Here is a 20584-nt window from a genome sequence, read left to right on the forward strand (position 1 = left end):
TTGAAATAACTATTAGTTAGCATTAGTACCTTCCCCCGATTCTCCAAAAAAGCTATCATCATAGGTAAGCTCTACCATTTCTACACTTTTATTATTCATTTTCAGTATTTTAAAATGGTAATTTTCAAAATCAAACTCTTGATTTTCCTCTGGAATTTCTTCCAAACGATGAAGTATAAAACCTGCTAAAGTGTTAAATTCACCCTCTTCAGGCAGTGGTTTTGGTAAAAAATCGTTAATTTCTTCGAGTGGTTGTGTGGCTTTAACCCAATAAGTATTTTCTCCTATTTTATCTACTATCTTTTCTTCTTCATCTTCCTCATCTTGTATCTCTCCCACCAACTCTTCCAATATATCCTCTAACGTGATAATACCTTCTGTACCTCCAAATTCATCTATCACAATAGCAATATGCTGTTTTTTAAGCTGAAAACTCTTCAATAAGTCAGAAATCTTTTTGCTTCCAACTACAAAATAAGCCTCTCTTAAGAAACCTCTCAAATCTTCATGGGTAAGCTCTCCTTTGGTTTTAATATAATTTCTAATAATTTCTTTGGTATAAAATATACCTATCACATTGTCTATAGAACCTTCATAAACAGGAATACGAGAATAACCACTTTCCATTATAATTTCTATAATTTCATCTATCGAAGTTTCTATATCAATAGATAAAATATTCTGGCGTGGCACCATAATCTGCTTTGCAGAATGGTCTGTAAAATCAAAAGCGTTCTTTATAATTTCGTAATTTTCCTCTTCTATCTCACCACCATCAGCACTTTGCTTTACTAGAAGTTGTAATTCTTCAGTAGAATGTATTTCATGCTCTGAGGCAGGGTTTATCTTTATCAATCTTAAAAAAGCATTAGAAATAGAGTTCATTAACCATATAAATGGTCTAAAAATATTATAGAACAATTTGAGCGGTGCCGCAACGAACAACGTAGTTTCTTCTGCCTTTCGTATCGCTATAGATTTGGGAACCAGCTCTCCAAATACTATATGCATCACGGTAATAATAAGAAAACTAAGCACCAAAGATACTGTGGTAACCGTAGTAGTATCTACACTGATACTAAAGTATCTAAACAAACCTTCTATAATATGATGAAGTGCACTTTCTCCCACCCAACCTAATGCTAAAGAGGCTAGAGTAATCCCTAACTGCGTAGCAGAAAGATAGGCATCTAAGTTTTTGATAATGTCTTCTGCCTGCTTTGCCATAGCATTACCTTCGGCAGCTTTAATTTGAATTTGAGAATAGCGTACTTTAACTATTGAGAACTCTGCGGCTACGAAAAAGCCATTTAGTAGAACTAAAAAAATTGCGATAAAAATTTTGACTATACTGTCGGGATCCATTTAATTTTATAAATTATAGTGATATGCAAAGATAAATATTTTTTTAACAACAATATATAATCTCTATAATTTTCAGCAATATTGTATTCGTAACATCATATAATGCAAAAAGGTACTAGAAAAATTTCTAATACCTTTTTATTATTTATTTTAAACTGATTATCACCCGTTCTTAAGAGCCTCAGCACCAGAAACAATCTCTAAAATTTCGTTAGTAATAGCAGCCTGACGTGCTTTATTATAGTAAATTACTAATTCATTCTTAAGAGCTTGAGCATTATCTGTTGCCTTATGCATCGCCGTCATTCTAGCCCCATGTTCTGAAGCTATAGAATCTAAAACAGCTTTATAAACTTGAGTTTTTATAGACTTAGGAATAAGTACATCTAAAATCTCATTTCTATTTGGTTCGAAAAGATAGTCAGTCTCTATAGCTTTATCACCTTCTTCAGAATCCTTAATTGCTATAGGCAAAAGTTTTTCCGTTTGTACTGTTTGAGTAGCAGCATTTAAGAATTTGTTATAAATAAGATACACTTCATCAAATCTCTCCTCACGGAAATCTTTCATCACTCCATAAACAATATTAGCAACCACTTCGAAGCTGAGATTATCAAAGATATGGCTTTCATTACTATATGGAGTTTTAATCTTCTTTACTGCATCATAAACCTTCTTACCTATAGTAATCACCTCTACCTTCTTATCAGAATTTTGTGATAACTGAGCATTAAGCTCTTTAATAATAGAAGAGTTGAATGCTCCTGCTAAACCTCTGTTAGAAGATATTGCAATATACAATACTCTCTTTACTTCTCTTTGTTTAGCGTAGATAGAAACCTTATCTGCATCTGAACTTGTATTTACATTCTCAATAATTTCCTGTAACTTTTCAGAATAAGGTCTCAACATCACGATGGCATCTTGCGCTTTCTTTAGTTTCGCAGCGGAAACCATTTTCATCGCACTTGTAATCTGCATCGTAGAAGAGATGGAAGTTATTCGCCCTCGTATTTCTTTTAAATTTGCCATATTTTATGGATTCAAAATTTAAAACTCCGAGTTTAAAAATTATCTTCTAAACTCGGAATTATGAGTTATTTTTAGTTATACTTAGATGCTAAATCATTAGCAGCTTGTCTTAGCACACCTGTAATTTCATCATCAATTTTACCTGCCTTAATTTTAGCCATAGTGTCTGGGTGCTTAGATCTCAAGAATTCTACATATTCTTTTTGGAACTCCTTAACCTTATTTACAGGTACATTTCTCAATAAGTTTTCTGTACCCGCGTAAATCATCGCCACTTGGCTATCTACAGGTAGTGGAGAGTTTACTGGTTGCTTAAGAATTTCCACATTTTTTTCACCTTTTGTGATTACCGCTAAAGTTGCAGCATCAAGGTCAGAACCGAACTTAGCAAACGCTTCTAATTCTTTATATTGTGCTTGGTCTAACTTAAGTGTACCTGATACTTTCTTCATTGACTTAATCTGAGCGTTACCTCCTACTCTTGATACAGAGATACCCACATTAATTGCAGGACGCACCCCAGAGTTAAATAAATCTGACTCTAAAAATATTTGTCCATCTGTAATAGAGATTACGTTAGTAGGGATATAAGCAGATACGTCTCCCGCTTGAGTTTCAATAATTGGTAATGCAGTAAGAGAACCTCCTCCTTTAACGATTGGTTTTAAAGAATCAGGAAGGTCGTTCATTTGCTTAGCAATGCTATCATCAGCAATTACCTTAGCAGCTCTTTCTAAAAGTCTAGAGTGTAAATAGAATACGTCCCCTGGATAAGCCTCACGACCTGGTGGTCTTCTTAATAAAAGTGAAAGCTCACGATAAGCCACTGCTTGCTTAGATAAATCATCATAAACGATAAGAGCAGGACGACCTGTATCACGGAAATACTCTCCAATAGCAGCACCTGCCATAGGAGCATACACCTGCATAGGTGAAGGGTCTGAAGCATTAGCAGCTACTACTACTGTATAAGCCATAGCTCCTTTATCCTCTAGTGTTTTAACAATTTGTGCTACGGTAGAACCTTTCTGACCTACTGCAACATAAATACAGAATACAGGCTCACCAGCATCATAAAACTCTTTTTGGTTAAGAATCGTATCTATCGCTACGGTAGTTTTGCCTGTCTGACGGTCACCAATGATAAGCTCTCTCTGACCTCTTCCGATAGGAATCATAGAGTCAACCGCTACGATACCTGTTTGCAAAGGCTCATTAACTGGCTGTCTGTAGATAACCCCTGGAGCTTTTCTTTCCAAAGGCATCTCATAAAGCTCTCCTCCGATAGGACCTTTACCATCTATAGGGTTACCTAGAGTATCTACAACTCTTCCTAACATACCTTCTCCTACTTTGATAGAAGAAATTCTGTTAGTTCTTTTAACAGTATCCCCTTCTTTTACTTGTTTAGACTCTCCTAGTAGAGCAACCCCTACATTATCTTCTTCTAAGTTTAATACAATTCCTTCAATACCACTTTCAAATTTAACAAGCTCACCGTATTGTACATTTTCTAGTCCATATACACGAGCAATACCGTCTCCTATTTGAAGCACTGTACCTACCTCCTCAACATTAGATTGAGTATCAAAATTTGCTAATTGCTGTTTTAAAATTGCAGATACTTCTGCTGGATTTATTTCTGCCATTGTATGGTTATTTTTTCTTAATTCAACTGAAATTCTTTTTTCATCTGAGCCAACTTAGTTCTTACTGAAGTATCTAATTGTTGGTCTCCTACTCTCAAAACATACCCGCCTAATAAATCTGGATTTACATTGATTTTTAAATCATGAGATGCTCCAGAATTCACAAGACTAGAAGATTTTAATATTTTATCAATATTTTCTTGAGAAAGAGAAGCCGCAGTTGTCAAAGTAATTCTTTGTACTCCGTTGATATCTTCTACTTTATCTATAAAATCTTGTGCTATAAACTTAAGCTGAGCCTCTCTACCTTGACGGATAACTAATGAAATTAAATTCTGACTAGTAGCACTAAGTCCTTTAAAAATTTCTTTAGCTACCGCTATTTTTTTCTTATAGTCAATAAAAGGCGTTTGTAAAAAACGGTTAAGTTCTTTACTCTCACTCATAATCTTAACTACGGCTTTCATATCAGAAAACACAGTAGAGGTTTGCTGAGACTCTTGGGCAAAATCCAAAAGACCCTTAGCATATCTTTTGGCTACTTTAGATGTTCTCATTTTTAGTTAAGATTAGATTTATTCAACATGTTCTCTACTAAAGCATTTTGAGCTTCAGTATTATCTAATTTTTGTTTAAGAATAGTTTCGGCTATACTTAGAGATAAAGCACCCACTTGGTTTTTAATATCAGCCATAGCCGCAGACTTCTCTGCTGCTATTGATTGCTTCGCAGCTGCAATCATTTTATCACCTTCTACTTTAGCTACCTCTTTAGCTTCATTTACAATTCTATCCTTAATCTCTCTAGCTTCTTTTAGTATAGCATCTCTTTCTACCTTAGCTTCACGAATAATTCTCTCATTATCCGCTTTTAAATCTTCCATCTCCTTTTTAGCTAATTTTGCTTGGTTCAAAGCATCTACAATAGAAGTCTCTCTATCATTAACCGTTTTAAGGATAGGTTTCCATGCAAACTTAGATAGTAAAAGTACTAAAATAAGGAAAACCACTAAAGACCATATAAGGTTACCTTCTGAAGGAATTAATAAATCCATATTATTTAAGATATTAATTTATATTGTTATTTAATTTTTCTTAAAATCAAAAGAAAAGCGACAGACCAACCGTCTGTACGCTTTTCAGTTTTTAGATTATCCGTTTCCTAGTAATGCTACTACGATACCGAATAGACCAGCACCCTCGATAAGAGCTGCTGCGATAATCATTGCAGTTTGGATTTTTCCTGATTGTTCTGGTTGTCTAGCAATAGCGTCCATTGCGTGACCACCAATTTTACCAATTCCTAATCCTACACCTAGAACTGCTAAACCAGCTCCGATTGCTGCGATACTACCTGTCATAACTTTAAATTTAAAAGGTTGATATTAATTATTTTTATTTTCTTTAACTTAATTTTAATGATGCCCTTCTTCTACTGCCATTCCTATAAATAGAGCTGTAAGTAAGGTAAAGATGTATGCCTGCAAAGCTGCTACCAATAACTCTAATGTATTTATAAAAAGAGTAAGCATGATAGAAACTGGTGCGATAGCATAAGTTTCCATTATAAATATAAGAGATATTAAACTCAAGATTACGATGTGCCCTGCAGTCATATTCGCAAAAAGACGAATCATCAATGCGAAAGGCTTAGTAAACATACCTAAAATTTCCACTGGCACTAAGATAACATAAACCAAAGCTTTACCTGCCCACGGCATATTGTGCCCTAATGGGTCAAATATATGCGACCAATAAGTCTTTTTACCACTAAATGTTACTATAATAAATGTAAGAACTGCCAACACCATTGTAAAGGCGATATTACCTGAAACATTGGCTGCACCTGGAATAAGCCCAAGTAAGTTAACAATCCATATAAACAAGAATAACGTTACTAAATACGGCGTATACTTTAGATAGTTTTTAGTCCCAATATTTTCTAAAGCAATATCATCTCTCACGAAAAGCACTAAAGGCTCCAAAAATTTAGCTATCCCTCTAGGAACTCCATTAGAAGTGTAGCTAGACTTAGTAGCAAAAGCTAAAATAATTAGTAAAACGGCAGCTAATAAAGTTTGTGCTACATTTTTAGTTATAGAAAAATCCAATGGTCTTTCATTGGAAGGATGCCCATCATGCATCTCTAAAGTACCATTGGCATCAGTTTTGTATATTTTGTTATGGTATAACTTATAGTAGTTACCATCTACTTGAGCTACCTCATCCTCATGATGACCAAAATGAGATGAAGAAAAAATCTTCAATCCATTATCCCAAAGTATCACAGGTAAAGAAAACCCGATACTTTTATCTCCTTCCCCCCAAAGATGCCAACTGTGGGAGTCTGAGATGTGATGCATAATGTCTGGAACTGGATTGTACTTCTCTCCAGATTGTTTAGTCTCGGTAGAGGCATTAGCCCAACCCATCATAAAAATGGTCAACAATAAAATAACTCTCTTGAAGTGCATTTTCTTCAGTTTATAATTTCTGCAAAAGTAGGAAATTGATTTTATATTTTCAAATTAAAAAAAATTAAAATTTTATGATTTTTGTTGGCTTTTAAGATTTTTAGAAATCAGACTGATTATCAAAACTGTTTCTATTAAAAGATAGAAAAAATAAAGCCCCACAGATACCATAAGTTGTTCTTTCAGGTCAGGAAAAACATAAAAAAGATATAAAAAAGCACCCATTTTCAGTATCATAAATGCCATGTAGACAAATCCCATAATATCCTTTTTAAAAAGACCAACCCCTCCTACCGTTATAAGACCTAAAAAGTGTAGAAAAGCAATTAGAAAATGTAGTGATAATGGATACTGAAACAATAGAGATTGTCCTAGAATACCAAAAACAACCACTATACAATATACTAGAATAGATAGTAAAATTTGACGCGAATATTTCATTCGACAAAAATAGTCTATTACACAATGATTCCAAAAAAAATAATTCAATACAAATACCTACTTAAATAATAACTCTTATATTTTGATTTTTGAAGGCAAATTTTATTTAATTTTGCTCCTTATTTTAAAAATATGGAAAAGCCTCATAAGTCTGCAGCTATTAGCTTTATTTTTATTACTCTCCTTATAGACATTACAGGCTGGGGCATTATTATACCTGTAGTACCTAAATTGATAGAGGAACTCATCAATGGAGATATTAGTCTTGCTTCTAAGTATGGAGGGTGGTTGAGTTTCGCTTATGCGGTTATGCAGTTTATTTTTGCTCCAGTATTGGGTAATTTAAGCGACCAGTTTGGACGGCGTCCTGTTATCCTATTCTCGCTATTAGGTTTTTCAGTAAACTTTTTTCTACAAGCTTGGGCTCCTAGCATTTTGTGGTTGTTTATAGGTCGTCTTCTATCCGGTATTACAGGAGCAAGCATCACAACTGCCAGTGCCTACATTGCAGATATAAGTACAGAACAAGATCGTTCAAAAAATTTTGGAATTATTGGAGCTGCATTTGGGTTAGGCTTTATTATTGGTCCTGTACTTGGAGGTGTATTAGGACATTACGGTGCCAGAATACCTTTTTTAGCAGCAGGTGCACTTTGCCTTATCAACTTTCTATACGGTTTTTTTATACTACCTGAAAGTCTTTCCAAAGAACACAGACGGAAATTTAATTGGAAAAGAGCTAACCCCATAGGCTCTCTTCTACAGCTAAGAAAATACCCTGAGTTGTATAAACTTATCTTAGCCTGGTTCTTAGTCTATATTGCCTCCCATGCAGTACAAACTAACTGGGCTTATTTTGGTATTTATAGATTTGGTTGGAGTGAAAAAACAGTAGGGATTTCACTTGGTGTAATGGGAGGATTAACAGCTTTGGTGCAAGGCGTTATACTAAGAAAAGTAAATCCTAAAATAGGTAATGAAAGAAGTATCTTTTATGGCATTGGTATGTATAGTTTAGGAATGCTACTTTTCTCATTTGCAGGAAGCAGTTGGATGATGTTTGCCATTCTTGGTATCTATTGTTTGGGAGGAATCGCTGGCCCCTCTTTACAATCCGTTATTTCCACAAAAGTATCTGCGAGTGAGCAAGGCGACCTACAAGGAGCTCTTACCAGCATTATTAGCCTCACTAGTATTATTGGCCCGCCTCTTATGACAAATATTTTTTACTATTTCACTCATAATGATGCTCCTTTTAAGTTTGCTGGTGCCCCTTTCTTTGTTGGATTTATTTTAATGAGTATTAGCACCTATATAGTTTACCGTGGATTTTATAAAAATAAAAAATAATTTTTTTCGTTTCATACTTTTATTTGTAATTTAGCAGAATGGATTTTAGTTTTAGTGAAATGTTAGTAATAGCACTAGTAGTATTAGTGCTTTTTGGACCTAAAAAGATCCCAGAAATAGCTCGTGGGTTAGGTGAAGGTGTTAGAAAAATGAAGTCTGCAATGGAAGACATCAAAACCGAAATCATGAAGGAGACAGACAACCCTGTATCTGAAATAAAAAAGGAAATTGAGCAGGTAAAACAATCTGTACAAGAAGTAAATCCTTTGAACGATATTAAGAAAGACCTTACCGAAGCGACCAACGATATTGTAAATCTAGATAAAAAACCTAGTGTATCACAACTAGACGACGCTCACGAAGGACCCGTAAGCAGATAGAGTAATATGCACAAAATCATAGAGCTTGACCAATCTCTCTTTCTTTATCTAAATGGATTAGGTAATACCTATTTTGACACCTTTTGGGTTATGGTATCAGGCAAACTTACTTGGTTGCCTCTCTATTTTATATTTTTATATCTCATCATAAAAAACTACGAGAAGAAAAAAGTCATTTATATCCTCCTATTTATTACTCTAGGAATTATTACTTCCGACCAGATTGCTAATATTTTTAAAATAGGAGTTCATAGATTTCGTCCGTGCCACGAACCACTCTTAGAGGGATTAGTAAGAGAAGTAAAATGCGGTGGACCTTTTGGTTTTTATTCAGCACACGCTTCTAATAGTTTTTTTATAGCTTCTTTTATGAATCTTCTTTTTTCAAAAAAGATTAGATTTTTCGGTTTAATGGTGTTTGCTTGGGCATCTTTTGTAGCTTATAGTAGAATTTATTTAGGAGTTCATTATCCACTAGATATTATTTACGGAGCAATGGTAGGTTTTCTCTTAGGTGGCTTTTTTGGGAGTTTAGCACTTTATGCGAGTAGACCTAAAAAGCTTTAACCACCTCTTCTCTATCAGTAATTAAGTAAGAATACAAAAAAATAAAACTACTAATCAATTAGTTACAAAAAATAAAAATATTTCAACTCTATTTTTTTGGTAAATAAAAAAATCGTCGTATATTTGCACCACAATATCGCGGGGTGGAGCAGTAGGTAGCTCGCAGGGCTCATAACCCTGAGGTCGCACGTTCGAGTCGTGTCCCCGCTACTACTTAGAAAAGGATGATAATTTATCATCCTTTTTTTTATTTTTATGATTACCTCTTGGTTTAAAAAACCTCTCTAAAAATATCCAACGATTTAGGCTCACTAAATTCAGGAATATGATACTTACAATATCTCATTAGAACATCTATTATATCTCTCCTTTCACTAGCATCTATCGGAGTTTTAACAAACATCAAGCTTTCTATATTTTTTAATATATCCGACAAAGGTCTATTGACAGTAAACTCATTCTCCACCTCTTGAAAACATCCATTTTTTAAATCAAAGAAAGTACCTTCTGTAAATAAAAATCCATAACCAATATTCTTTATTATGGAATAAATGGAAAATATCAGTGCGTTTTTATTGTCCATATTGATATAAAACTCTTCCACACACTTATAAAGACTATCTTCCACAACTTCATAAGGAACAGTTTTTAGAATAAACTCTGCTAAAAGAGTCATTTGAGCATTATTAACCAAAGTGAAATCTATCATCTTTGATATTTCTGAAAGAGAAATTTGGTTTACCAATGGTAATGCTCCACTTTTAGTTTTGGAAACATTAAAATCCACCCCTATTAAAGGCATAAGATACACTTTCTGCTTATTCCGAGCTAGATAAATATTCTTAACAAAGTAAGACTGAATACCCGCTTCTCTTTCTAAAATACGAAGCACAGCTCCAGAGTCGTTATATTTAGTATAAGATAGTATAAACCCTTGTAAAGATTGCAATTTTAGTGTATTTAATTAACCACTGCTATTTTCGCTGTTGCTTTATCTGTGCCGTCTTCATTAGTCATCAATACAAAATAAATTCCTGAAGCCACACGAGAACCTCTTTGATTTTGTAAATTCCACTCGTAATAACCGTTTCTAGAAACCGCTTGATGAATTGAATTACCCGCAGCATCTGTAATACGAATATTGGTTTTTTCAGCCAGTCCTTTTATTTTCACACTTCCCTTAAATTGGCTATAAACCACAGGGTTAGGATAAACTATTACTTCCCCAAATTTTGAGGTTACATTAGCCACATCTCCCTTATAAACCACTATACCACTGCTAGTTGCAAAATAAACCTGCCCTGTTTTATCATTTATTTTTATATCCGTAACCTCGTCCGAAGGAAGTGGAGAATTAGCTTTGGTAAAATGATTGTAAACCTTCTGTCCGTCGGCACTTAGAAAGAATACACCTCCTCCATTTACAGATACCCATTTGTTGTTACCTGAATCTACCGCTATACTCAAAATTTCTGCATCTTTAAAAAGTTCTTCCGCTATGCCATTTTGAGTAATAACTATAGGACTTACTTTTACTTTAGTTCCGTACAAATCGCTCAAGGCATTCGGAAGAATTCTAAGTCCTGTTGTAGAACCTAACCACAGACTATTGTTTTTATCCATCGCCATAGCTGTTACTGATGCGGAAGGCAAACCTTCTTCAACTCTTAAAATTTGTTTCAAATCATCATCAAAACGAGTAGGCGTATTATTAAAATAATAAATTAATAGACCTCCCTCTGATACTCTAGGTCCACCTATGAAAAGTCTATCATTAAATGCTAATATACCTGATGAATTTTGCTTGATATTTGCTGTTTTTATAGTTTCAAACCTAGAGCCATCTTGTGAAATAAAGTACATTCCCACGAAATTTACATCTCCTTCAAAAAAGGAAAAAGTAGCAAAGAGATTATTATTTTTATCAAAGGCTAGATACTCTGGAACATTATACCACTGAGCACTAGAAGTGTTAAAAACTCTTGAAAACTTATTATCAATCATTTTATAAACACCTTTAGAACCTCTTTGGGCATAATTGGTAAAATAGATTTCGCTTAGGTTAGAAGGATTAACAGCAACATCTAAAATATTAAAGGCTAATTGTGGGTTATCTAAAAAATATTGTGGATACTCCCAACGTGTTCCGTTGTAGTAATAATATCCTAAATTATTATCATAAATTGCCTGATAATAACTCCCCTTTTTACCCGTAGCTACCCATATTTTATCATCAACGAGAGTCATTCTAGAAGCCATATTACTGTACGGTCCGTCAGGTTTTACACTAGTATAATTTCGATCTAGAATGCCTGAAAAAGCACTTCCTGCAAATAACTTCCCATTATATAGAGTTCCTGTTGTAAGCTGATAAGATGAGAAATCATACGTATTTTGTAAACTACCATCAGTAGAAAACTGATAAATTTTATTTACATCACAAACTAAGAAATCATTAGCTTGCCATACCACATCTTTAACATCAGTAAAAGAATACGGCAAACGCTGAAAAGCCTCTCCTAAATAAACCTCTTTTTTTGTAGCAACTAAATAATTCTGCCCATTAGTATCAGACTGTGATAAATTAAGTGCATTAAGTTTCTGCCATGTAGAATAAATTGGAAACTCTAGGTCAATTTTATGCGAATATAACCCCTGATTGGTAGCTGCATATACCATATTATCTTTTACAAACGCTTCATTAGAAGCAATAAAGTTAGTTCCCTCCTGAAAAAATACGGTTTCTCCAAACTCTTTCTTATCCAAATTAAAGATAGAAACCCCATAACCTGCCGAAATTATCGCTAGATTATCTTTTATAAAAATATGATTGACTTTTTTTGAACCTTGATAACTTCTTGCTATAGGAATATCTACGATTAAAGTTACCCCATTAGGTGTAACAATATCTAAAGCTCCTGTTTCGTAGCCTATCAATCCTATTTTAGTATCAGGATTATAGTCAAACGCCGTAATACCAACCTCATGAAGCCCATTAGCTTTTGACAATTTTCTAATCTCTCCAGAAGCTACAGTATAGTAAAATAAACCACTCTTAGTAACTGCAATAAGTTCTTTATCATCTTGCTTTATCTTGATAATATGATTGTAAGAAAACAAATCTTGCCATTTGCCTTCTTGAGCAAAAAACAAAAAACTTATACTGAAAATTAAAATTTGAAATATTTTTTTCATCTTAGACCATTATCTTATCATCTATCACTTGGTTGTTCCAAGCTATATTTTTAATTTTCTTTTGGCTATCAAAATAGAAGTCTATTCTTCCTAACAATAGACCAGCCCAACCCACTTGATTTACCAAAACTTCAGTTCCCTTTCTATTGATAAAAGACTGTGGTTCTGGTAAAAAAGTATGTGTATGACCTCCTAAAATTAAATCTATATTATCCGTTTTTTGAGCCAACTCTACATCACATATTTTATTGGTATGCTCTCCTTTGTAAGAATAACCAATATGAGATAGGCAAATTACCAAATCACATTTCTTTTCATTTCTAAGCATATCGGCGTATTGCTGAGCTATTTCCACAGGATGATGCCAAACAGTTTCTTTATATTGTTTTTTACCTACAAGCCCTTCTAACTCTATGCCTACTCCAAAAACCCCAATTCTGATTCCGTCTTTATTAAAAATTTTATACGGTTGCGTTTTTCCGTCTAGTATGGTGTTTTTAAAATCATAGTTAGAGCATATAAACGGAAATTTAGCGTTAGGTAAAGCCTTTAAAAACCCTTCTAAACCATTATCAAAATCATGGTTACCCATTGTAGCGGCATCATACCCCATCATAGACATCAGTTTAAACTCTAACTCTCCACCAAACATATTAAAGTAAGGCGTCCCTTGAAAAATATCACCACTATCAAATAGCAATACATTTCGCTCCTGTTGTCTAATTTCTTTTACCAAATGAGCTCGCCTTGCAAAACCTCCCTGATTAGGATTTCTGGTATAATTAGCATCAAAAGGTTCTATTCTACTATGTTGGTCGTTAGTATGAAGAATTGTTATTTTTTTGTCTGAACTATTAAGTAGTGTGGTATTAGCCAAGAAAGTATTAGGTACTAATGATAATGCTAAAGTCCCACCTCCTATTGTTTTTATAAAATCTTTACGGTTCATAGTTTTTTTAATTATTAAAAATTAATCTTACATCATTTGGAGCATTCACTTCGGGATTCTGTTTAAATTTTTCAATGAATAAATCTCTAAGCTTAATACCTGTTGAAATCATTTCTCCTTTACTGAAAAACCACATATTATCTCCTCCTAACGCCAAATAATCTGATGTAGCGATATAATAATCTTTCTCTAAATCCAACTCCTTACCGTTTACAAGACCTTTGATAACTTTCTTATTATTGGTTTCTAAAAACAAATGTGATACAGGGTTGTTCTTTTGAGTTTCAGCATAATAATCAAACATACCTAGTAAATCTTTTCCTTGCATTTTAACAATTACAACCTCGTTTTCAAAAGGCATTACCTCAAAAATATGTTTTAGTAAAATATCGCCCTTGCCTATGGTAGACCTAATACCTCCTATATTGATAACTGCCGCATCTACATTTTGTTTCAAATTTTGCTTTGCCCAAACATCGGCTCCTTCATAAGTGTAATCTGCCAACAATCCACCTAAATTACTATTATCTCCTGTTTTTGTAAGCTCCACGGGTGTGTAAGATATTTTAGTATTCATCTGCCGTTCCATTTCCTTTTTGTAAGGTTGGATTAGCTTATCCATCTCTCCATCAAAAGGAATAGATGAGGCTATACTGATATTTTCGTAGGGTTTAACCTCCGAAACAGACATTGCTGTTTTACAACTTGTTAACCACAATAAAGGGATTAAAACTAAGTGTGAGTATTTTATTTTTTTCATTAAATAGAACTTTTTAATCTAAAGTGAACTGCAAATATAAAAAAAGCACAAGCAAGTTTTCTAGAATTGTAATAGAAACTTGTATGTAGCTAATAGTCATTCTTTAAAATAGCATCAATACAATACTCAGACAGCGCTGTTATTGTAACATAAGGATTTACACCCAAACTCCCTGGTATTAGAGAGCCATCTGTAACATATAAATTGTTATACCCATGTACTCTACCGTGTAAATCCGTTGCTTTACCCAACACACAGCCTCCCAACGGATGATAACATATTGTTTCATCTACACCATTCTTTGGCAACAATACTGTATTATTAACATATTTATTATTAAACCAGCCTGTAGAACCGTTTTGATTCATTTTAGACAAAAAATATTCTGCATTTTTTCTCATGTGAGTATTATGAGTAGCACCCCAATCCAAAGCTATTTTTTGTTTGTCCAAATCATAAGTTATAGAACCAAACTCATTGACTTTACTTACTACTAAATACAACGCCGTATAAGTACCAAATACAGGCATTGGTGCTATTTCTGCAAAAAAAGGATAATTGACATCATTAAAATTATCCAATCCTCTCACAGGCATTGTTGACTGATGATTTCCTCTAGAGTGATGACCTAAAACAAAAGCCGTATACCTACTCGCCATCGTATTACCATTATTCCCCCAATATTTACCAACCTCATCGTTGATATTTGGAAGTTTATTAAGCACTTTAGATTTCAATAGTAGCTCTGTAGTTCCTAGACTTCCTGCACCAAGATACAATTTATCACAAGTAAACTTTTTTACACCAACCTCTCTATTAAGCGTATCTATTTGTTTTACTACTAGAGCGTATTCACCACTTGGTAGAGCCTCTATATAATCTACTTTATGCTGTGGTATAATAGTAACATTACCCGTATCTAAAGCCCTTTTAAGATAGGTTTTTGTAAGATCTCTTTTGCCATAATTGTTACCATAAATAACTTCAACATTAGTAGCTGACCTTGGTACTTTACCTGCTATTTCGTCCCTCATATAATCAAAATCGTACAAATTAGGAACAATTACATGTGTAAAGCCTGAGTTAATACCTTCCTCTATCCCCATTCTAGAGAAAGTATACCATTCTGAATTATAAACATCATCTGGAACTAAATTTCTCCCCAATGAATGGTTAGCCAAAGGAAAATAAGTATCATAAAGCTCATCTACTGGTAATGAAACGCCTACTTTATCGTAGACTTCTTTCAGATATTCTTTTTTGGGTGTAACCGTCATTCCCCCATTAACTAACGAACCTCCGCCAACGCCCTTTCCTAAATAAATTTTAATATTAGCAAAATCTTTCCTTTCTAAAATTCCCGTGAACTTATCAAAACTATTCATATTTCCAAGTCCAATAGGTGCTTGAGTAGATTTATTCATCCAAGTAGATTCTTTACCTGGAGAAGTCATTTTATAAAATTTAAAATGTGGATTTTTAAGTTTATAGCCCTCCCAGTCTAGCCCCATTTCAATCATCAAAACTTGATGCCCTGCCTTAGCTAATCTCTCTGCTACAACTGCATTACCATAGCCTGTACCTACGAGTATATTTGTAAAATGTCCTCCATTCATATAGGTAGGTAACAATAGTTGTTTACCTATCATAGACCTCCCTATAAGCAACCCAAAAGAGGTTAACCCTAGCTTTGTTAAAAATTCTTTTCTATTCATTAACTTTACTTTGCTTATGTAAATAAATGTAATTATATAGAACTAATATCCACCATTATTATCAACAGATTAGATATTTATTTCCCACTCTCAGTAAAGTAATACATTTTAACTATTAAACTTATTATCCATAACAACCGAAATTAACACTTATCATTCTTCCATTTTTTGACTCACCTATAGTAACCGCTGTTTTATCTTTCAGCAAAGACTCTTTGTATTTAAGTATATCTAATGGTACTAACTTCTCACAGTCATTTGAGATAACCAAAGTATGAGCATCAATGATATAAGTTCTTATTTTAGAGCTTTTGTTAACAATAAACTTTTCATCTATATTTCTATACTTTATTTCTACAAAATCAAGGTCAATATAGATAATTCCATTTTTCTCATATATATTTTTTGCATAAGCATTTATATCTTCAGAGTCTTCTCCTAAAGAAATTTTTTCAGGCTCAATATATTCATTAGACTTAGGTGAAGAGCTATGGTAGCTATTTAAAGTTTTTTGTTTTTTAGTCTCCACTGTTTTTTGAAATTTACTATCACAAGACTGTAATATAAAAATCGTTAATATTAAAGGCTTAACTAAATTTTTGAATTTAATATTAAAATAATACATAATAATAGTTTACAAGAGTATAACTTTCTATCAAAAAAAGCACCAAAGAGATTCCCTTTAGTGCTTTTTAATTTAGAATAAACCATTGAGCTGACCATCTATCCTTTCTAATATAGAACCAAAATCTTCTGGTCTTTCTACGAAGTCTAAATCATCAACCTTTATGATTAAAAGTTTACCTTCTTTATAATTTTGTATCCAACTTTCATATTTATTATTAAGCTTGGAAAGGTAGTCTATACTTATTTCTGCTTCGTAATCCCTACCTCTTTTGGCAATTTGTCCCACCAATTTGGGTACAGAGGCTCTTAGATAAATCAGTAAATCTGGGGCGGAAACAAAAGTTTTCATCAACTCAAAAAGCGAAGTATAATTTTTATAATCTCTATCGCTTAAGAGTTGCATTTCGTTTAGATTTTCTGCAAAAATATGAGCATCTTCGTAGATGGTTCTATCTTGAATAATGTTTTTACCACTCTCTCTAATCTCTTTAACCTGACGAAATCTACTCCCTAGAAAATATATTTGTAAGGCAAAAGACCACTTAAACATATCGTGATAAAAATCGTCTAAATAAGGGTTATCATCTACATCTTCAAACTGAGCCTCCCAGCCGTAATGTTTTGCTAACATCTTGGTAAGTGTGGTTTTACCTGCACCTATATTTCCTGTTACTGCTATATGCATGGGTTTATTTTTTGAAAAAAATTATTGATTTAAAAAAGTTCGTAAAGATAAAGTTTGTCCCCTATCAAAGCCAAATATCCATTGTTATTTTTTTCCACAATTTGAGCTTTAGGTTCAGAAAAAACAGTTTTTAATTTATCTTCTTTCAACTCAATTACAGAAGTATTGGTAATCACAAAAATAGAGTTTCCTTCTCTCCTTAATTTTCTAGCAAATGGCACTTCTATTTTTTGAACCTTTTTTGAGGTTAAGGACATTTTTATTAAATAGTCATTTTGCAAATAATATAAGAAGCCATTATCTACGATGAAATCTTTAATATCGTTAAAATCTATATCTAAAACAAAAGAGTTAAGTAATCTATTTTCTCTGAAATGATACTGCAACAAGGTTTTAGACATAGGATTGAGCAGCCACATCAATTGTAGATTTTCCATATACAAATGGCTAATATAACTAGCACTCTGGCTAGGGCTAGGCTTAAGACTTTGAATTTCGTTAAGGTTTTGGTCTAGCATTTTTATTTCTTGCTGATTTTCTGAAAACAAAACGATATTAAGAGGATTTTGCACCGATTGAACCTTAAACGGAAATACCATCATCATTCGTCCTTGCTTTTGTCCTTGTATGTTATATTTGGTAAAGCTAAAATCGTTATTCTGATATAGGTAGATATTTTCATAATCATCTATAAAAATATCTTGCACAGATTTTAATACCTTCTCATCTATAGGTACAATAACCTGTGCAGAAAGGTTTGCTACCCAAAAACTTATAACGAAGACAAGGGTTCGCACTTCACTAAATTATTTAATCTTAACCTCGTAGATTTTATCCCAATTTTTTCCTGTAACTAGCATATTTTCACCTTTGAAGGCAATTCCATTTAAGACATCATCTTCTCCCGTGGTGTGCTTTTTAGATATCTCTGAAAAATCAAATTTCCCCACAACCTCTCCTGTATTCGGATTGATTTTCAGTATATAAGGCTGTTGCCACACATTAGCGTAAATAAACCCTTGATGATATTCTAGCTCATTAAGTCGGTCATAAGCTTGGGTGTTTCCTGCTACAGCAATCTGCTTAACAATTTCAGACGGGTTATTAGGATTTAAAAAATAAAGATTTTTTGTTCCATCTGATAAAATAAGGTTTTTACCATCATAGGTAAGTCCCCACCCCTCGCCTATTGCACCCGGATAAGGGAATTCTGATAAAAGTTTTAAACTAGCCTTATCATAAATAAACCCTTTCTTGTTTTGCCAAGTAAGTTGATAAACTTTATCGCCCACAATAGTAGAACCTTCCGAGAAAATTTCATTAGACTGTGGTGTTACCGCCAAAGGTGTTACACTTCCTAAATTATATTTTAAGATTCTAGAGCTGCCATTTTGCCCATCACTTTCGTAAATGGTATTCCCTTCTAACTGAAACCCTTGCACAAAGTTTTCGGTACTATGTGGATATTCGTTTACGATAGTATAACTTAAATTTTGTTCTGGATTTTTAGCAAAAACATAGATAGTTGCATCTTGAGTTAATGTTTCGCCACTTTTAGTTTTAATAACAAAAGACACCTCGTTATCGCCTAAACTAAATACTTCAGGAGTAATCTTAAGGTCTGATATTTCTTTATCTCCAAAACTAATACTTATCGTCTCAGCATTTTTAGTAACCTCTTCTGGAAGTTTAATAACATCACCAAAATGATAGCCTTTTTCTTCCATAGAAAGATTATACTCATTAAGTGTATTTAATATCTCTTTATCTTTATTACAAGAGGCTAAAAGCATTAAGCCTAAACAAGCCACAATAATATTTTTTTTCATAATTAGAATCTTTATTTTCCAGTTTTTAATTATACTTTAACTTTTGTTTTATCTACATTCAAAATTTTATAAACCATTTCTTTCAGAAGCTCAGCGTCCGTCATATTTACCGCTCCTAGACCTTTACTTTTCATATCAAATTCTCTAAGAATAGATATAATTCTAGTAGCGTGTTTTAGCGGATAAAGTCTCGCCGAAGTTTCATAATCTTTAATAAAATAAGGATTAACACCCATCTCTGCCGCAATACTCTGTGGCGACATACCTTTAAGGCTATGAAAAACAATGAGATTAGAAAAATAATTGTACAAACTACCCAACATCATCACAAACGGATTAGATTTTGGATTTTTACCAATGTAGTAAGCTATTTTCATCGCTTGTTCTTCATTCTTTGTTCCTAATGCCTTTTGTAGTTCAAATACATTATAATCTTTACTAATCCCAATATGTTTCTCTACAAGAAGGCTATTAAGTATCTCTCCTTCCTTTAAAATCAGTTTAAGTTTATTGATTTCATTAGCTATTCTAGAAAGGTCATTCCCTAGATATTCGGCTAAAATTGTAGGGATATTAGGCTCTGCTTTTAGTCCTGCTCTAGAAATTTCATCTTGTATAAATTGAGGTAAATTCCAATCTTTGACAGGTTCGCTAAGGAAAAGCATCTTGTTCTTAGCCAAAGTTTTAGCAAACTTTTTTCTAGAATCTACTTTTTTATGCTTGTGAGCGATTACCAAAATGGTAGATGGTACAGGATTATTAACATAGGCTTCTAGAGCTTCTGTCTCTTTTTCTGTAAGTCTAATATCTTGGGCTTCTTTGAGTACGATAAGTTGTTTATCGCCCATCATTGGGAACTGCCTTGCCAACGCCAACACTTCCGAATAGGTAGTATCCTTACCATAAACTACGGTTTGATTAAACGCTTTTTCATCTTCCGTAAGGACTTCATTTTCAAAATGTTTTACCGCTACATCTATATAATAAGGCTCTTCCCCATGAAAAAAATAAATAGGGAGAAGTTCTTTATTTTTAATATTTTTGAGGATTATTTCTAACTCTTTCATAAAAATGCAACTTCCAAAACTTGATTTTAAGGAAACTTTTGATTTCCAGTTTAAGAAAGACAAAGATACATTTTTTATTTACGATTTACCAAGAAAATCGTGGTTGGTGCTTACACCTGAAGAATGGGTGCGACAACACTGGATACATTATTTCCACAAGACTAAAGGTTATCATCTTTCCGCCCTTATCACAGAACAAAAACTAGAACTTAACGGAACAACAAAACGCCTAGATTTACTAGTTACAGAAAAGGCGAAACCTAAAATCTTAATAGAGTGTAAAGCTCCTTCCGTTCCTCTTACCGAAGCTACTTTTGAACAAATCGCGAGATATAATAGCATTATAAAATCCCCCGAAATTATTTTAAGTAATGGCGTGCAACACATCTATGCCAAATATGAGAATGAAAATTACACATTCTACAAGAGAGAGTTATACTAATTTATAAGTAGTCTAGCCTATTTTATCATTGTTAATTGTTAAATTTGCAATTCTTATA

The 20584-nt window shown here is 33.3% G+C and carries 22 protein-coding genes and 1 tRNA gene; 5 read left to right on the plus strand and 18 right to left on the minus strand.

Translation table 11 applies throughout. The features are described from left to right. Positions 1-12 precede the first annotated feature (12 nt). The 8 genes from D1J36_RS00405 to D1J36_RS00440 form a co-directional block, all read right to left on the minus strand. On the minus strand, positions 13-1365 hold the full coding sequence (locus D1J36_RS00405) for a hemolysin family protein (protein ID WP_154136999.1): 1353 nt from the start codon (positions 1363-1365) through the stop codon (positions 13-15). A gap of 162 nt (positions 1366-1527) precedes the next feature. After that, positions 1528-2397 (minus strand): ATP synthase F1 subunit gamma, encoded by an 870-nt coding sequence (atpG, locus tag D1J36_RS00410; protein WP_154137000.1) that lies wholly within the window; start codon positions 2395-2397, stop codon positions 1528-1530. Positions 2398-2468: 71 nt separating this feature from the next. Next, positions 2469-4046: a F0F1 ATP synthase subunit alpha gene (gene atpA / locus D1J36_RS00415; RefSeq protein ID WP_004919940.1), complete on the minus strand. Its 1578-nt coding sequence runs from the start codon at positions 4044-4046 to the stop codon at positions 2469-2471. Positions 4047-4063: 17 nt separating this feature from the next. Further along, complete coding sequence (atpH, locus tag D1J36_RS00420; protein ID WP_153935971.1) at positions 4064-4603, minus strand: ATP synthase F1 subunit delta; 540 nt, start codon at positions 4601-4603, stop codon at positions 4064-4066. Positions 4604-4605: 2 nt separating this feature from the next. Continuing rightward, the gene (locus D1J36_RS00425; RefSeq protein ID WP_064968364.1) at positions 4606-5100 is read right to left on the minus strand and encodes a F0F1 ATP synthase subunit B; all 495 of its coding nucleotides are present in this window, start codon (positions 5098-5100) and stop codon (positions 4606-4608) included. A 96-nt stretch (positions 5101-5196) separates the two neighbouring features. Continuing rightward, a complete protein-coding gene (gene atpE / locus D1J36_RS00430; RefSeq protein WP_004919949.1) occupies positions 5197-5406 on the minus strand; it encodes an ATP synthase F0 subunit C in 210 nt (69 codons plus the stop codon). 54 nt (positions 5407-5460) lie between these two features. Then, positions 5461-6519, minus strand: a complete 1059-nt coding sequence (atpB, locus tag D1J36_RS00435; RefSeq protein WP_154137001.1) for a F0F1 ATP synthase subunit A — start codon at positions 6517-6519, stop codon at positions 5461-5463. Between the two features lie 72 nt (positions 6520-6591). Next, positions 6592-6960 carry a hypothetical protein gene (locus D1J36_RS00440; RefSeq protein WP_154137002.1) on the minus strand — a complete coding sequence of 123 codons (369 nt, stop codon included), beginning with the start codon at positions 6958-6960 and terminating at the stop codon, positions 6592-6594. A gap of 132 nt (positions 6961-7092) precedes the next feature. On the opposite strand from D1J36_RS00440, the gene D1J36_RS00445 reads away from it, so the two are divergent. The 4 genes from D1J36_RS00445 to D1J36_RS00460 all read left to right on the plus strand — a co-directional run bounded on the left by D1J36_RS00445 (position 7093) and on the right by D1J36_RS00460 (position 9467). Then, positions 7093-8310, plus strand: coding sequence for a TCR/Tet family MFS transporter (locus tag D1J36_RS00445; RefSeq protein WP_154137003.1), 1218 nt, complete (start codon positions 7093-7095; stop codon positions 8308-8310). 38 nt (positions 8311-8348) lie between these two features. Then, complete coding sequence (locus D1J36_RS00450) at positions 8349-8690, plus strand: Sec-independent protein translocase subunit TatA/TatB (RefSeq protein WP_154137004.1); 342 nt, start codon at positions 8349-8351, stop codon at positions 8688-8690. 6 nt (positions 8691-8696) lie between these two features. After that, entirely contained in the window at positions 8697-9257 is a 561-nt protein-coding gene (locus D1J36_RS00455) for a phosphatase PAP2 family protein (RefSeq protein ID WP_154137005.1), read from the plus strand. A 137-nt stretch (positions 9258-9394) separates the two neighbouring features. After that, positions 9395-9467, plus strand: a tRNA-Met gene (locus D1J36_RS00460). 61 nt (positions 9468-9528) lie between these two features. Here D1J36_RS00460 and recO read toward each other — a convergent pair. The 10 genes from recO to holA all read right to left on the minus strand — a co-directional run bounded on the left by recO (position 9529) and on the right by holA (position 20084). Further along, a complete protein-coding gene (recO, locus tag D1J36_RS00465) occupies positions 9529-10206 on the minus strand; it encodes a DNA repair protein RecO (protein ID WP_154137006.1) in 678 nt (225 codons plus the stop codon). An 11-nt stretch (positions 10207-10217) separates the two neighbouring features. After that, positions 10218-12452, minus strand: coding sequence for a two-component regulator propeller domain-containing protein (locus tag D1J36_RS00470; protein WP_154137007.1), 2235 nt, complete (start codon positions 12450-12452; stop codon positions 10218-10220). A 1-nt stretch (position 12453) separates the two neighbouring features. Then, on the minus strand, positions 12454-13401 hold the full coding sequence (locus D1J36_RS00475; protein ID WP_154137008.1) for a bifunctional metallophosphatase/5'-nucleotidase: 948 nt from the start codon (positions 13399-13401) through the stop codon (positions 12454-12456). A 7-nt stretch (positions 13402-13408) separates the two neighbouring features. Further along, positions 13409-14161, minus strand: a complete 753-nt coding sequence (locus tag D1J36_RS00480) for a 5'-nucleotidase C-terminal domain-containing protein (RefSeq protein ID WP_154137009.1) — start codon at positions 14159-14161, stop codon at positions 13409-13411. A gap of 89 nt (positions 14162-14250) precedes the next feature. Beyond that, entirely contained in the window at positions 14251-15876 is a 1626-nt protein-coding gene (locus D1J36_RS00485; RefSeq protein WP_154137010.1) for a GMC oxidoreductase, read from the minus strand. 124 nt (positions 15877-16000) lie between these two features. Next, positions 16001-16501 (minus strand): hypothetical protein, encoded by a 501-nt coding sequence (locus D1J36_RS00490; RefSeq protein ID WP_154137011.1) that lies wholly within the window; start codon positions 16499-16501, stop codon positions 16001-16003. A 72-nt stretch (positions 16502-16573) separates the two neighbouring features. After that, a complete protein-coding gene (locus tag D1J36_RS00495; RefSeq protein ID WP_154137012.1) occupies positions 16574-17188 on the minus strand; it encodes a deoxynucleoside kinase in 615 nt (204 codons plus the stop codon). Between the two features lie 29 nt (positions 17189-17217). After that, complete coding sequence (locus D1J36_RS00500; protein ID WP_252339396.1) at positions 17218-17985, minus strand: hypothetical protein; 768 nt, start codon at positions 17983-17985, stop codon at positions 17218-17220. 9 nt (positions 17986-17994) lie between these two features. Then, entirely contained in the window at positions 17995-19017 is a 1023-nt protein-coding gene (locus D1J36_RS00505; RefSeq protein WP_154137013.1) for a glutaminyl-peptide cyclotransferase, read from the minus strand. A 29-nt stretch (positions 19018-19046) separates the two neighbouring features. Then, positions 19047-20084, minus strand: coding sequence for a DNA polymerase III subunit delta (gene holA, locus D1J36_RS00510; RefSeq protein ID WP_154137014.1), 1038 nt, complete (start codon positions 20082-20084; stop codon positions 19047-19049). Positions 20085-20088: 4 nt separating this feature from the next. Here holA and D1J36_RS00515 point away from each other — a divergent pair, with 4 nt between their 5' ends. Continuing rightward, positions 20089-20526, plus strand: a complete 438-nt coding sequence (locus tag D1J36_RS00515; RefSeq protein ID WP_154137015.1) for a type I restriction enzyme HsdR N-terminal domain-containing protein — start codon at positions 20089-20091, stop codon at positions 20524-20526. Positions 20527-20584 lie beyond the last annotated feature (58 nt).

This window comes from Riemerella anatipestifer (assembly GCF_009670965.2).
In the GTDB taxonomy this organism is placed as follows: Bacteria; Bacteroidota; Bacteroidia; order Flavobacteriales; family Weeksellaceae; genus Riemerella; species Riemerella anatipestifer_B.